The sequence below is a fragment of the Sphingobium sp. B12D2B genome (assembly GCF_025961775.1).
GTDB lineage: Bacteria > Pseudomonadota > Alphaproteobacteria > Sphingomonadales > Sphingomonadaceae > Sphingobium.
Genome location: NZ_JAOQOH010000001.1, coordinates 3,069,969 through 3,082,780, shown reverse-complemented (window position 1 = coordinate 3,082,780; position 12,812 = coordinate 3,069,969). Strand labels below are relative to the sequence as shown.

Below are 12,812 nucleotides of genomic sequence, written 5' to 3'. Positions count from 1 at the left end.
GCTGGCGGGTCCTCAATCCGGGGCCGGTTCGATCCGGCGCTAGGCTTGGCCGCCGCCTGCCGCTATGGTCCGGCCATGGTTCAGGCCGTCGCTGCTACGGGTGGCGACCTGTTGATATTCGTCGGAGATTCTATGCGTCTGACTGTTCGTCGTTCGACTGCCCTCATGTATCTGGGCGTTTGCAGCCTTGCCCTTACGGCATCCGTGCCGGCCTGGTCGCAAGCGCAGCCCGCCCCCCGTCCAGCAGCTACCGCGACGGCCAGCGCAGCCGTCAAGCCCGCGCCGCTCGCCGATCTCATCAAGCGAGTCGACATTCCCTACGAGACGTTCACGCTGCCCAATGGCCTGCGCGTAATCGTGCATACCGATCGCAAGGCGCCGGTCGTCGGCGTGACCGTCTATTACCGTATCGGCTCCAAGCATGAGCCGGAAGGCAAGACCGGCTTTGCGCATCTCTTCGAACATTTGATGTTCGGCGGGTCGGAGAATGTGCCCAATTTCGATGAGCCTTTGGTTTCGGCCGGTTCCACACCCACCAATGGATCGACGTGGTTCGACCGCACCAATTATGTCGAGACGGTGCCGACGGGCACGCTCGATCGTGCGCTGTTCATGGAGGCGGATCGTATGGGACGCCTGCTCGGCGCGGTGACGCAAGGCAAGCTCGATGCCCAGCGCGCCGTGGTGCAGAACGAGAAGCGGCAGGGCGACAATCAGCCCTATGGCCTGGTGGAATATGTGCAGCTTGAGACGCTGCTGCCCAAGGGGCATCCCTATGGCCATTCGACCATCGGCTCGATGGCGGACCTCGACTCTGCCTCGCTGGAGGATGTGAAGGGCTGGTTCCGCGATCATTACGGGCCGAACAACGCGATCCTTGTGCTGGCCGGCGATATCGACGCCGCCACGGCCAAGGCGAAGGTCGAGAAATATTTCGGCGGCATCGCGGCGGGGCCGGCGGTCAAGCCGGTCGCCGCGCCGATCCCGACGCTGCCCGCGCGGGTCGACAAGGTGATGAAGGACCGCGTGGCGACCACGCGCATCTATCGCATGTGGGTGACGCCGGGCCGCAATGACAAAGACGCGCCATTGCTCTCGGTAGGCGGCGCGGTGCTCGGCGGCCTCGCCAGCTCGCGGCTGGACAATATCCTCGTCCGTGACGAGCAGATCGCGGTGAGCGTGACGGCCGGCGTGCAGCAGTTCGAGCAGCTCGGTTTCTTCATGGCGACAGCCGATGTGAAGCCCGGCACCGATCCGGCGCTGGTCTCCCGCCGGCTCGATGAGATTATGGGCGATTTCATCAAGACTGGCCCGACCGCTGATGAAGTCACCCGCGTGGCCACGCGGCAGGTCGCCGGCGAGATTGCCGCGCTTGAAGTGGTCGGCGGATTCAGCGGCAAGGCGTCCACCCTCGCTGAGGGACTGTTATATTCGGGCGATCCTGCCCAGTATAAGAAGGACCTGGCGGCCATCGCCGCCGCGACGCCCACGGCCGTGACGGCGGCGATGCAGCGCTGGCTCACCCGCCCCGTGTTTGCACTGACGGTCGAGCCCGGTGAGCGGGAGGCCTATGAGGATGCGAGCGTCGCAGCGCCGGGCGAGAATGCGCCGGCGGATGTCGCGGCGCCCAAGCCGACGCTGGCGATCCCGGACGTAACGCAGAACCCGGACCTCGATTTCCCCACGGTGGAGACGGCGACGCTCGGCAATGGCATCAAGCTGCACGTCGCGACCCGCTCGACCGTGCCGACGGTCAGCATCGCGGTCAATTTCGACGCTGGGCTTGCCAGTGACCGGCGGGACCGGATGGGGCTGGGCACGCTGATGCTCGACCTGCTGGAGGCCGGCACCACCAGTCGTTCGACCATCCAGATCGCCGAGGAGCAGGAGCGGCTCGGCGCCAGCATCTCGACCGGGCAGAGCATGGACCGCACGTCCATCTCCCTGTTCGCGCTCAAGCCCAATCTGGCGCCTTCGCTCGACCTGCTGCAGGATGTGATCCGCAACCCCGCCTTCGCGCCGAGCGAGATCGAGCGGCTGCGGACCATCCAGCTTGCCGGCATCGCGGCGGAAAAGACGCAGCCCAGCGGCCTTGCCAACCGGGCAATCTCGCCGCTGCTCTACGGCCCGCAGCATCCTTATGGCGTGGTCAGCGCGCGGGGTGAGGAGGCCACCGTGAAGGCGATCACGCGCGACGACCTCGTGCATTACCATGGCGGCTGGATCGTCCCCAGCAAGGCAGAGATCTTCGTCGCCGGCGACATCACTATGGCCGAGATCAAGCCCCTGCTGGAGGCGCGTTTCGGCAATTGGCCGCAGAACCGCATGGCCTCGCCCGTCAAGGATTTCTCGGTGGCGGTGCCTACGCCCAAGCCGGGTATCTACCTGATCGATCGGCCGCAGTCGCCGCAGTCCGTCATTCTGGGCGGGGTGGTCACCAAGGCGACCGGGCGCGATGACCTGGTCGCGTTCAACATGGCGAACACCGTGCTGGGCGATGATTTCCTCTCGCGGCTGAATGCGGACATTCGGGAGGCCAAGGGCTGGTCCTATGGCGTGCGCGGTGCGCTCAGCCGGCGGCTGGAGCGCAGCCCCTATCTGGTCAGCGCACCGGTGCAGGCGGACAAGACCGGCCCGGCCATCGCGGCGATGCGGGACCAGATCGTCAGCTTCCTTGGGCCAAAGGGCGTGACGCCTCAGGAATTCGCACGCGTGGTCAATGGCGAGATCGCCGGCTTGCCGGGCAAGTTCGAGACCACCGGCGCCGTGCTCGGGCAAATGCAGGCGGATGCGCTGTTCGGCCGGCCGTTCGATTATGTGGAGACGCTGCGGGCGCGCTATCAGGCGCTCACCCCGGCCCAACTCGACGCGGCGGCGAAGCAACTCATCGACCCCGCGCAGCTGAGCTGGGTGGTGGTCGGCGACAAGAGCCAGATTGCGGACCAGCTCAAGCCGCTGGGGTTGCCCGTGACGGAGATCACCCCCGGCGCAGCCCCCGCTCGCTGAAGAACGTTCATTCCGGAAGGAGAGATGAAATGGCCAAAGTAGACGGCGCTTATGATTGCACCACCAAGACCCCGATGGGGGATCAGGCGAGCGTGTTCACCGTCGTGACGGACGGAGACACGTTCAACGGCACCAATGCAGGGCCGCTCGGCTCGCTCGATGTGAAGAACGGCAAGGTGGATGGCAACCGGCTGACCTGGACCATGGAAATGACCATGCCCATGCCGATGACGCTCACCTGCGAGGCAATCGTGACCGACGGCAAGATCAGCGGCACCATCGATGCCGGCGCTTTCGGCACCATGGCGATGACGGGCACGCGCCGGGGCTGAGCGCGGCGCTGCAGAGACGTTCGCCGGCAGCGGCGGACATAGAAAAGGGCAGCCTTCCGCTTGGAAGGCTGCCCTTTCTTTTTGGCGCTGTGGCGCGTGTCAGTCGACCGTAACGGTAACTGCGCGACGGTTCTGGGCCCAACTGGCTTCATCCGAGCCGAGCGCGACCGGGCGCTCCTTGCCGTAGCTGATCGTGTTGATGCGGCCGGCATCGATGCCGAGCGAGGCCAGATAGTTCTTGGCGGCATTGGCGCGACGCTCGCCGAGGGCGAGGTTGTACTCGCGGGTGCCGCGTTCGTCGGCATGGCCTTCGACGGTCACGCGCTTCTGCGGGTAGCGCATCAGCCATTCGGCCTGGCTGCGCAGCACATTGCGGTCCTCATCGTCAATGTCGCTCTCATCCGTATTGAAGAAGATGCGGTCCGAGGTCACGCTGGCGACGAAGTCGGCCTGGCTGCCCGGGGTCGGGCCGCTCGGCGTGGGCGTCGGCGTGGTGGCCGGCGGCGGAGCCGTGTCAGCCGGAGCGGGGGGAAGGGTCTCCGGCGCCTTTTTGGCACAGGCCGAAAGGGCGAGCGCGGCACTGGAAACCAGCAGCAACAGGGGTGTGGTACGCATGGGGGCTTCTCCTACTGTCCTGAACACAAACCGGTTCGTCGTATGGTTGGGGCGTTTTGCCGACAAGTCAACCTGAAGATATGAAAACAAAGATGAATTATTGGTTCCCCGTCACTGAAGCAGCGGCCCCCAGGCGGGGTCCGAGCCGTCCACCGGCGTTACGATCTTGCGCTCGTTCACGCCGGTCAGATCGACCTGCCAGATGGAGGAATTACCGGAGCGACCGGCTGCGGTGCGGAAGAATTGCAGCACGCGGCCATTGGGCGACCAGGTCGGCGCTTCATCCTGCCAGCCATTGGTCAACAGCCGCTCGTTGCTGCCATTGACGTCCATCACACCGACCCGGAAGTTGCCGGCAATCTTGGTGAAGGCGATGAGGTCGCCGCGCGGGCTCCATTCCGGCGTGGCGTAGCGACCACCGCCGAAGCTGATGCGGCGCTGCCCCGAGCCATCCGCATTCATCACATAAATCTGCTGCCCGCCCGAGCGATCGCTCTCGAAAACCACCTTGGTGCCATCGGGCGAGAAGGAGCCGCCGACGTTGATGCCCGGCGTGTTGGTCAGCCGTGTCGGGCGACCGCCGGCGACGGGGATCTTGTAGATGTCCGTATTGGCGCCACTGGCCATCGAATAGAGCAAAGTGCGGCCATCGGGCGACCAGCGCGGCGCGAAGATGGCGCCGCTGCCTTCCAGCAGCACGCGCTGGCGGCCCTGATCGACATCATAGATGTAAATGCGCACATTGCGGCCGACATAGCTCACATAGGCGATGGAGCGATAATCCGGCGACCAGCGCGGGGTGAGCGCGAGGCTCTGGCCGTTGGTGATGAAGCGGTGGTTGGCGCCGTCGCTATCCATGATGGCGAGGCGCTTGACGCGATTGTCCTTGGGGCCGGTCTCGGCGATGTAGGCAATGCGGCTGTCGAAGAACGGGCTCTCGCCGGTCAGGCGCGAATAGACAAGGTCGGCGCAGCGGTGGGCGGCGCGGCGCCAGTCGCGGGGCGCAACGACATAACCCTGTCGGGCCAGTTCGGTGCCGAGCGACACGTCATAGAGATAGCAGCCGACCGTGATCTGCGAATCGCCGCCCGCCGAGCGGACGAAGCCCTGCACCAACGCCTCGGCATTCATCGCGGACCAGCGCGCGAAGACGGGGCTGGTGACTTCCGCCATGGAGGGTGCCTGCACGCCATTGGGGCCGAGCGGCGTGAACAGCCCGGAGCCGCGCAGATCGTTGGCGATTACCTCGGCAATGCGCTGGCCAAGCGACTGGGTGGAGCCCGCCGGCGTTTCGACATTCTGCTGGGTCGGCATGGCCGGAACGGCGATCCGCAGATCGCTCTCGACCGGATTGGTGACGTCCACGCTGAGCTGCGCCGTGGCGGGCATCGCGATGAGCAGGGCCAGCAGGGCGCTGGCACCGCGCAGGGTTTTGCGTCGAAGGCTGAGCATCATCATCGTCACAGACTCGCATAAATGCGGAGCGGCCGGAGCCACTTCCACTGTTCATAAAATTCGGCGGGCAGATTCTTGAACGGTGCGGCGCGCATCACGGCCTGCACGGCACGCTCGGCATGGAGATCGGCCTGGGCGCGATTGCTGGCCGTCACGCCCTCCTGCCCGACGACCTCGACCCGGCCATCGATGCGCCCGTCCGGTGTCAGGTGGACGCTGAGCAGCGTCACCAGCTTTTCGGCATCGGCGCCCGAGGGTGGGCGCCAGTGCGGCTTGATCTGGCGGGTGATCTCCGCATTGAGCGCACGGGCCGCGACCGGGCTGAGCTTGGCGTTCGAGCCGCTGGTGTTGGGCGTCGCGCGGCTGGAGGCCGTCTCGGCATCGATGCCCTTGAGGAAATCGTCGCCCAGCCGGGAGGCACGCTGACGCGGCGCTTCCTCACGTGCGGGGCGGGAGGGCGCGGGCTTGGCGGCCGGCGTCTCGCGCGTGCTCGCCCGCTGTTCGCGCGGCTTGGGCGCGGGCGGCGGGGGTGGGGCCGGTTTGGGCGTGGGGGCCTGCGCGCGCGGCGGGGGCGGTGGCGCGACCGGATCGGGCTGTGCCGGCGGCGTGGGCGCTGCAGCAGCGGGCGGCGGCGGCGCGGCATCCGGCTCGACCTCACCGATTTCCGGCGCGGTGGCGGTTTGCGGCACGTCCGGCGCATGCTCGCGGGTGAGGCTTTCGAGCGCAACAGCATCCGCAAACGTCACGTCGATGGTCGACGGCGGTTTCAAATCGGCGCTCTTCTGAAACAGGCCGAGCGACAGCGCGCCGAGCAGAAGCACATGGCCCGCCGTGGAAATTCCCAGTCCTAGACGCTCGCGCTGGTCCATGGCCCGCCCTTATTCGCCCGTCACTGAACGCACGGTGGACGGATCCGATCCGCCCATGCCGATCCCGGTCGTGACGAGCGCCACCCGGTCCAGCCCGGCGCGATTGAGCTCGCCCATCACGCGCATGACGCGGCCATAATCGAGTGCGGCGTCGGCGCGCAGGAACACCTGCTCGTCCGGGCCAAGGCCGGCGCGCAGGGCGTTGAGCCGGTCCGGCAGCGCATCGTCGCTCACCGGATCGTCATTGATGAAGACCGCGCCCTCCGGATCGACCGAGACGATGGCGGGCTTCTTGTCCTGGTCCAGCGCGCTCGCGCGGCTCTCCGGCAGGCGCACGGGCACACCGGTCACCAGCAAGGGGGCAGTTACCATGAAGATGATGAGCAGCACCAGCATCACGTCGACCAGCGGCGTGACGTTGATGTCCGCCATGGGCGCGCGTCGCCCGCCCCGCCGGTTGGAAGGCAGGTTCATGCCCATCAGGATTCAAGCTCGCGGCTGAAGGTGGTGTAGAGTCTGTCCGAGAAGCGCTGGACCCGCGCTTCCAGCCGGTTCACGCCATGGCTCAGGCGATTGTAGCCGATCACGGCGGGAATGGCTGCGAACAGGCCGATGGCGGTCGCGAACAAGGCCTCGGCAATGCCGGGCGCCACGACCGCGAGGCTGGTGTTCTGCTCGCCGGCAATGGCGATGAACGCGCGCATGATGCCCCACACCGTGCCGAACAGGCCGACGAACGGCGCCACCGAGCCGACAGTGGCAAGAATGTTCAGCCGGTCCGAAATCTTGTCGATGGTGCCGGCAAGAGCAGACCCCATGGTGGTGGCGAGCCGGTCGCGCGTGCCATCCGGATTCATGCCGCGCTGGGCGGTGGAGCGGCGCCATTCGGCGATGCCGGCATTGAGCACCTGCGCGCTCGGCAGGTCTTCGCGGCCGCGCTCCTTGGCGAAGGCGTCCATGTCCTTGGCCTGCCAGAAGGCGCGCTCGAACTCGTCGCATCCCTTGCGCATCCGCCGGAGCCTTCCGGCGAAGCTGAAAATGATGCCCCAGGTCCAGACGCTGGCCAGCAGCAGGCCGACCATCACCGCCTTCACGACGAGATCCGCCTGGAGGAACATGTCCACCGGCGACAAAGTGAGCGCATTGTCCGGCGCTGCGGCAGCAAGCATGAGGGTGAGAGTCATGGGCGGGGGTGTTTCTCCGGTCAGGAAGGAAGCGGCGCGAGCCGGCTGAAGCGATTGATCCAGTCAGCCGGCTGACGGCGCGGGCGACCGGTGCTGTCGAGGAAGGCCACGGTGACGCTGCCTCGTGTCAGTTCCGTGTCCTCGCGCCAGACCGACTGGGCTATAACGCAGCGCGCCGCGCCGAGTTGCGTCAGCTGGCTGCGCACGGTGAGATCATCGTCCAGACGGGCCGGCGCGCGGTAGCGCAGCGCAATGTCCGTCACTGCATACACGCCCTCGCCGGATTCCTGCGCCGCGCGCTGATCGATGCCAAGCTGGCGCAGCATGTCCGAGCGGGCGCGCTCCATATAGCGCAGATAATTGGCGTGATAGACGACGCCGGACAGGTCTGTGTCCTCGAAATAGACGCGCACGGGGAAGCGATGTTCTCCGTTCTCAAACTGTCCCGAAGCGGGATGAAGGGCGCTTTGCGAAGGCATGGGCGACCAGTCCTAACCGACGCGACTCGCGGCGGGAAGCCTTTTCAAGCGTCAGAACGCAGCAGATCTTCGTTCTATCGCATGGGGCCGGGCAGGATCGCTAGCGGCTTGTCGCTTCAGTCGAACAAACCGTCCTGGCTTCCCTCTGGCGGATTGAGGCCGAGATGCTTCCAGCCCGGCGCATTCAGGATGCGGCCACGGGCGGTTCGCGCGATGATCCCCAGCTGGAGCAGATAGGGCTCGATGACATCCTCGATGGTGTCGCGCGGTTCGGAGAGGCCAGCGGCCAGCGTCTCGGCACCGACCGGGCCGCCTTTATAGATGTCGGCGATCATCCGCAGGTAGCGGCGATCCATCAGGTCGAGGCCGAGCTGGTCGACCTCCAGCCGGGTCAGTGCGGCATCTGCGGCGGCGGCATCGACGACATCATGGCCGGCGGCATGGGCGAAATCACGGACCCGCCGCAGCAGCCGTCCGGCAATGCGCGGTGTGCCACGGGCGCGGCGGGCGATTTCGCTCGCGCCATCGGGGGCGATCGGCAGGTCGAGCAGCCGCGCCGCGCGGGTGATGACATGCTCCAGCTCATCGACGGTATAGAAGTTGAGCCGCACGGGGATGCCGAACCGGTCGCGCAGCGGCGTGGCCAGCATGCCCTGCCGCGTCGTCGCGCCGACCAGCGTGAAAGACGGTAGATCGATCCGCACCGAGCGGGCCGAGGGGCCTTCTCCGATCATGATGTCGAGCGCGCGGTCCTCCATCGCCGGGTAGAGAATTTCCTCCACCGCCGGATTGAGCCGGTGAATCTCGTCGATAAACAGCACGTCGCCTTCATCGAGATTGGTGAGCAGCGCGGCGAGATCGCCCGCCTTGGCGATGACCGGACCGGACGTGGCACGGAACCCCACGCCCATCTCCCGCGCGACGATCTGCGCGAGGGTGGTCTTGCCCAGGCCCGGCGGGCCGAAGAACAGCACATGATCGAGCGCTTCGCCGCGTGCGCGGGCGGCATTGATGAAGATCCGCAGATTCTCACGCGCGCCTTTCTGCCCGACGAAATCGTCCAGCGTCTTGGGCCGCAGCGCGGCATCCATATCTTCAGGCGTGCGACCGGCGGTGAGGAGGGGGGAGCTTGCCATCAGCCCGGCACCCTAGCGCGCGTTGGCCGGCCCGTCACTTGGCAGCCTTTCGCAGCGCGAGGCGGACCAGAGCATCCAGCGAGGCGCTGTCGCCCAGCTCGTCCAGCGCGGCGCTGACGGCGATGCTTGCTTCGCCCGGCTTGAAGCCCAGCGAGGCGAGGGCGGAGAGAGCATCGGCCTGCACGCCCGTCGCGGCCGGGATCGCCGCGCCGCTCGCATCCAGCCCGATGGCGAAGGACCCGGTGGCGATGGCGCCCACCTTGTCTTTCAGTTCGCGCACGATCCGTTCGGCGAGCTTGGGGCCGACGCCATTGGCGCGAGCGACCATCGCCTTGTCCTGCGCGGCAATGGCGCGGTGCAGGTCGCTCGGCTCAAGCCCGGAGAGAATGGCCAGCGCCACGCGCGCCCCCACGCCCTGCACGCCGGTGAGCAGGCGGAACCAGTCCCGCTCCGCCTCGCTGGCGAAGCCGACCAATCGGATGAACTCCTCGCCGACCAGCATCTCGGTATGCACGGTGACGGCCCCGCCGACGCTGCCCAGCGCGGACAGGCTGCGCGAGGACATGCCGACGAGGTAGCCCACGCCACCGACATCAATGACGGCACTATCCAGTCCGGTGGAGACGAGCAGGCCTTTCAAATGCGCGATCATAAGGCCGGTGTAGCGATGTTCCTGCTTCGTTTCCACCGTTTCTGAATGAGGCGCGCGTGGCTATTCATTCCCTTGCAGGTCGGAGCGCGGCCCGCCTAAGAGAGCAGCGCAGGGCGGCGTCCTTTTCCGTGCCGCTGATTGACAAATAAGCCCGCTTTGCCTATCCGCGCGCCTTCGGACAGACGGCCGCTCCTCCCGGATCGGGGCGAGGCGGCCATTTTTGTCGAGTCTGCAGAACCTGATTCGATTTTGAGGAATGAACGATGAAGCGCACCTTTCAGCCGAGCAACCTTGTTCGCAAGCGCCGCCACGGTTTCCGCCTGCGCATGGCGACGGCAGCCGGCCGCAAGCTGCTGAACGCGCGCCGCGCCCGCGGCCGCAAGAAGCTGACCGCCTGATCGAGCCCGGCGCGGACGGCGCGCTGCGGCGCGTCGTGGGTCGCATGACCCGCCGCGCCGACTATCTGGCCGCCAATCGCGGCCAGCGCGCACCCATGCCAGGCTTCGTGCTGCTGGTGCGCGATCGGGGCGATGGTGATCCCACGGCCCGCCTCGGCATTACCGTCACCAAGAAAATCGGCGGCGCTGTCATCCGGAACCGGATGAAGCGCCGTTTTCGTGCGCTTGCGCGCGAGATCCTGCCCGCGCACGCCATTGCCGGCGCCGATCATGTGTTGATCGGCCGCGAGGGCGGTGTCGAGCGCGATTATGCCTTGCTGGCCGCCGAGCTTGAGAAAGCGCTGCGGCGTGTCGCCAGCGGCAAGGGTGCCCCGCCGCGCGAAGGCGGACGGGGTCGGGGTGGGCGCGGCTCCGGTGGGAGCAAGAGGGTGACGCCCCCGGCGCCGCACAATGACCCTGCGCCGCGCAATGAGCCGCCCGCATGACGTCGATCAGGGATTGTCGCCTTGGCCCCGCACAACCCGTGCTCCTGCGAAGGCAGGAGCCCAGGGCCCAACCGACTGCCCTTGCCGCCCTGGGCTCCTGCCTTCGCAGGAGCACGGTGGTCGAGGCTGGAAGACCATGGCGTCGCCGCACACTCGACCACTTCGCCCCATGATCGCGCGCCTTCTCATCCTCGTGGCGCGCTTCTGGCAGATCGGACCGAGCCGGATTCTGCCGCCCTCCTGCCGCTATTCGCCGAGCTGCTCCCAATATGCCATCGAGGCCCTGCGGAAATATGGGGCGATAAGGGGTGGCTGGCTGGCGTTGAAGCGGCTATTGCGCTGCCACCCATGGGGCGGCTGCGGCCATGATCCGGTGCCCTGACGCCGAATCCCCTGACATGAGCTGACAAAGAGACGGAAGCCAAAGAGACGTGGACGACAAGCGCAACATCCTTCTCGCCGTGGTGCTGACCATTGCTATTCTCTTTGGCTGGCCGGTCATCAGCAATTATTTCTTCCCGCCATCGGCCCAGCCGATCGAGCGGGCCGAGCAGCAGGCGAAGCAGCAGGGCGCGGCACCCAATGTGCGCGGTGGGCCGCTGGCCGAAGGCGTGCAGGCGATTCGCCCGATCGAGGCCGTGCTGGGCGAAAGCCAGCGCGTTGCCATCGAGACGCCCAAGCTGCGCGGCTCCATCAACCTGCGCGGCGCCCGCATCGATGATGTCGTGCTGCCGACGCATCGCCAGACGGTGGATGAAAAATCGCCGCCGGTCCGCCTGCTCGCGCCAAGCGGCACGGCGGACGCCTATTTCGCGAGCTTCGGCTGGAGCGGCGAAGGCGTGCGCGTGCCGGATGCCAACACGGTGTGGACGGCGGACGGCACCAAGCTGACCTCGCAGACGCCGGTGACGCTGCGCTGGAGCAACGGCGCGGGCCAGACCTTCCTCATCCGCCTGTCGATCGACGAGGATTATCTGCTCACCGTCGCGCAGACGGTCGAGAATGCGGGCGGCAATGCCATCGCCGTCCGCAACTATGGCCTGCTCTCGCGCACTGGTCACAGCAAGGACAAGTCGACCTGGACGATCCACACCGGCCCGATGGGCGTGTTCAACGGATCGGCCAATTATGACATCGGCTTCGACAAGCTGGACAAGGATGGTGACAAGCGCTTCTCCACCACCGGCGGCTGGCTGGGCTTTACCGATCTCTACTGGCATGCCGCGCTCATCCCGGCGCAGACGCTGCCGGTCGATGCGCAGTTCCGCAAGGGCGCGAGCGACCGCTATCAGGCCGACCTGACCTATGCGCCTGCCGTCGTCCAGCCCGGCACCTCGCTCAGCACGACGAGCCGGCTGTTCGTGGGCGCCAAGGAAACCCCGGTGCTCGACCGCTATATGGACCAGCAGGGCATCGCGCTGTTCGACCGCGCGATCGACTGGGGCTGGTTCCGCTGGTTCGAGAAACCGATCTTCTATCTGCTCGACTGGCTGTTCCGCCACATCGGCAATTTCGGCGTGGCGATCATCTGCCTCACCTTCATCGTGCGTGGCCTGATGTTCCCGGTCGCCCAGCGGCAGTTCGCCAGCATGGCGGCGATGCGCGCCATCCAGCCGAAGATGAAGGCGCTGCAGGAGCGCTACAAGAACGATAAGCCGAAGATGCAGCAGGAGATCATGGCGCTGTACAAGACGGAGAAGGTCAATCCGCTCGCGGGCTGCCTGCCGATCTTCCTGCAGATCCCCATCTTCTTCGCGCTCTACAAGGTGCTGATGCTGACGGTGGATATGCGCCACCAGCCCTTCTACCTGTGGATCAAGGATCTGTCCGCGCCCGATCCGGCGCACATCCTCAACCTGTTCGGCCTGCTGCCGTTCACGCCGCCCTCGTTCCTCGGCATCGGCGTGCTGGCGGTGATCCTCGGCATCACCATGTGGCTGCAGTTCAAGCTGAACCCGGCACCGATGGACGATGTGCAGAAGCAGATCTTCTCGCTGATGCCCTGGATGATGATGTTCATTATGGCGCCGTTCGCGGCCGGCCTGCTGATCTACTGGTGCACATCCAACATCCTCACCATCGCGCAGCAATGGTGGCTGTATCGCCAGCATCCCGTGCTGGGGCAGCCGGCAGCGGATACGGCGAAGGGTTGAGGCGAGGGCAAACTTTGTTTGTGCGTGGCGGGCAGCTTGGTCGCTGGA

At 66.4% G+C, this 12,812-nt stretch carries 14 protein-coding genes; 6 read left to right on the top strand and 8 right to left on the bottom strand.

Going from position 1 to position 12,812, the window contains the following annotated elements; all coding sequences use genetic code 11:
* The first annotated feature begins 132 nt into the window (after positions 1 to 132).
* Both M2335_RS14585 and M2335_RS14580 read left to right on the top strand, forming a co-directional pair.
* A complete protein-coding gene (locus M2335_RS14585) occupies positions 133 to 3,006 on the top strand; it encodes a M16 family metallopeptidase (RefSeq protein WP_264595136.1) in 2,874 nt (957 codons plus the stop codon).
* A gap of 29 nt (positions 3,007 to 3,035) precedes the next feature.
* Positions 3,036 to 3,338 (top strand): hypothetical protein, encoded by a 303-nt coding sequence (locus M2335_RS14580; RefSeq protein WP_181558682.1) that lies wholly within the window; start codon positions 3,036 to 3,038, stop codon positions 3,336 to 3,338.
* Positions 3,339 to 3,437: 99 nt separating this feature from the next.
* Here M2335_RS14580 and pal read toward each other — a convergent pair whose 3' ends face one another.
* The 8 genes from pal to ruvA all read right to left on the bottom strand — a co-directional run bounded on the left by pal (position 3,438) and on the right by ruvA (position 9,728).
* Entirely contained in the window at positions 3,438 to 3,953 is a 516-nt protein-coding gene (pal, locus tag M2335_RS14575) for a peptidoglycan-associated lipoprotein Pal (protein ID WP_264571999.1), read from the bottom strand.
* 111 nt (positions 3,954 to 4,064) lie between these two features.
* Complete coding sequence (gene tolB / locus M2335_RS14570) at positions 4,065 to 5,408, bottom strand: Tol-Pal system beta propeller repeat protein TolB (RefSeq protein WP_264593251.1); 1,344 nt, start codon at positions 5,406 to 5,408, stop codon at positions 4,065 to 4,067.
* A gap of 5 nt (positions 5,409 to 5,413) precedes the next feature.
* Entirely contained in the window at positions 5,414 to 6,277 is an 864-nt protein-coding gene (locus tag M2335_RS14565; RefSeq protein ID WP_264595135.1) for a TonB C-terminal domain-containing protein, read from the bottom strand.
* A 9-nt stretch (positions 6,278 to 6,286) separates the two neighbouring features.
* The gene (locus tag M2335_RS14560) at positions 6,287 to 6,757 is read right to left on the bottom strand and encodes an ExbD/TolR family protein (RefSeq protein WP_181558685.1); all 471 of its coding nucleotides are present in this window, start codon (positions 6,755 to 6,757) and stop codon (positions 6,287 to 6,289) included.
* Positions 6,757 to 7,461: a protein TolQ gene (tolQ, locus tag M2335_RS14555; RefSeq protein WP_264595134.1), complete on the bottom strand. Its 705-nt coding sequence runs from the start codon at positions 7,459 to 7,461 to the stop codon at positions 6,757 to 6,759. The genes M2335_RS14560 and tolQ overlap by 1 nt, the downstream gene beginning before the upstream one ends.
* Positions 7,462 to 7,481: 20 nt before the next feature.
* A complete protein-coding gene (gene ybgC / locus M2335_RS14550; RefSeq protein ID WP_264595133.1) occupies positions 7,482 to 7,940 on the bottom strand; it encodes a tol-pal system-associated acyl-CoA thioesterase in 459 nt (152 codons plus the stop codon).
* 116 nt (positions 7,941 to 8,056) lie between these two features.
* Positions 8,057 to 9,076, bottom strand: a complete 1,020-nt coding sequence (ruvB, locus tag M2335_RS14545; protein WP_264572002.1) for a Holliday junction branch migration DNA helicase RuvB — start codon at positions 9,074 to 9,076, stop codon at positions 8,057 to 8,059.
* A 34-nt stretch (positions 9,077 to 9,110) separates the two neighbouring features.
* A complete protein-coding gene (ruvA, locus tag M2335_RS14540) occupies positions 9,111 to 9,728 on the bottom strand; it encodes a Holliday junction branch migration protein RuvA (protein WP_264595427.1) in 618 nt (205 codons plus the stop codon).
* Positions 9,729 to 9,991: 263 nt separating this feature from the next.
* On the opposite strand from ruvA, the gene rpmH reads away from it, so the two are divergent.
* The 4 genes from rpmH (at position 9,992) to yidC (ending at position 12,764) form a co-directional block, all read left to right on the top strand.
* Positions 9,992 to 10,126 (top strand): 50S ribosomal protein L34, encoded by a 135-nt coding sequence (gene rpmH, locus M2335_RS14535; protein WP_014074358.1) that lies wholly within the window; start codon positions 9,992 to 9,994, stop codon positions 10,124 to 10,126.
* A gap of 44 nt (positions 10,127 to 10,170) precedes the next feature.
* The gene (gene rnpA / locus M2335_RS14530) at positions 10,171 to 10,611 is read left to right on the top strand and encodes a ribonuclease P protein component (protein WP_264595426.1); all 441 of its coding nucleotides are present in this window, start codon (positions 10,171 to 10,173) and stop codon (positions 10,609 to 10,611) included.
* A 169-nt stretch (positions 10,612 to 10,780) separates the two neighbouring features.
* Positions 10,781 to 10,993 (top strand): membrane protein insertion efficiency factor YidD, encoded by a 213-nt coding sequence (yidD, locus tag M2335_RS14525; protein ID WP_181558690.1) that lies wholly within the window; start codon positions 10,781 to 10,783, stop codon positions 10,991 to 10,993.
* A gap of 49 nt (positions 10,994 to 11,042) precedes the next feature.
* Complete coding sequence (gene yidC, locus M2335_RS14520; RefSeq protein ID WP_264595132.1) at positions 11,043 to 12,764, top strand: membrane protein insertase YidC; 1,722 nt, start codon at positions 11,043 to 11,045, stop codon at positions 12,762 to 12,764.
* Positions 12,765 to 12,812 lie beyond the last annotated feature (48 nt).

Excerpts from the sequence above, each read along its gene's own strand:
- tolB (WP_264593251.1), bottom strand. The coding sequence starts at position 5,408 with ATGATGCTCAGCCTTCGACGCAAAACCCTGCGCGGTGCCAGCGCCCTG.
- ybgC (WP_264595133.1), bottom strand. The coding sequence starts at position 7,940 with ATGCCTTCGCAAAGCGCCCTTCATCCCGCTTCGGGACAGTTTGAGAAC.
- M2335_RS14585 (WP_264595136.1), top strand. The coding sequence starts at position 133 with ATGCGTCTGACTGTTCGTCGTTCGACTGCCCTCATGTATCTGGGCGTT.
- M2335_RS14565 (WP_264595135.1), bottom strand. The coding sequence starts at position 6,277 with ATGGACCAGCGCGAGCGTCTAGGACTGGGAATTTCCACGGCGGGCCAT.
- rpmH (WP_014074358.1), top strand. The coding sequence starts at position 9,992 with ATGAAGCGCACCTTTCAGCCGAGCAACCTTGTTCGCAAGCGCCGCCAC.
- M2335_RS14560 (WP_181558685.1), bottom strand. The coding sequence starts at position 6,757 with ATGGGCATGAACCTGCCTTCCAACCGGCGGGGCGGGCGACGCGCGCCC.
- tolQ (WP_264595134.1), bottom strand. The coding sequence starts at position 7,461 with ATGACTCTCACCCTCATGCTTGCTGCCGCAGCGCCGGACAATGCGCTC.
- ruvB (WP_264572002.1), bottom strand. The coding sequence starts at position 9,076 with ATGGCAAGCTCCCCCCTCCTCACCGCCGGTCGCACGCCTGAAGATATG.
- rnpA (WP_264595426.1), top strand. The coding sequence starts at position 10,171 with ATGACCCGCCGCGCCGACTATCTGGCCGCCAATCGCGGCCAGCGCGCA.
- M2335_RS14580 (WP_181558682.1), top strand. The coding sequence starts at position 3,036 with ATGGCCAAAGTAGACGGCGCTTATGATTGCACCACCAAGACCCCGATG.
- yidD (WP_181558690.1), top strand. The coding sequence starts at position 10,781 with ATGATCGCGCGCCTTCTCATCCTCGTGGCGCGCTTCTGGCAGATCGGA.
- pal (WP_264571999.1), bottom strand. The coding sequence starts at position 3,953 with ATGCGTACCACACCCCTGTTGCTGCTGGTTTCCAGTGCCGCGCTCGCC.
- ruvA (WP_264595427.1), bottom strand. The coding sequence starts at position 9,728 with ATGATCGCGCATTTGAAAGGCCTGCTCGTCTCCACCGGACTGGATAGT.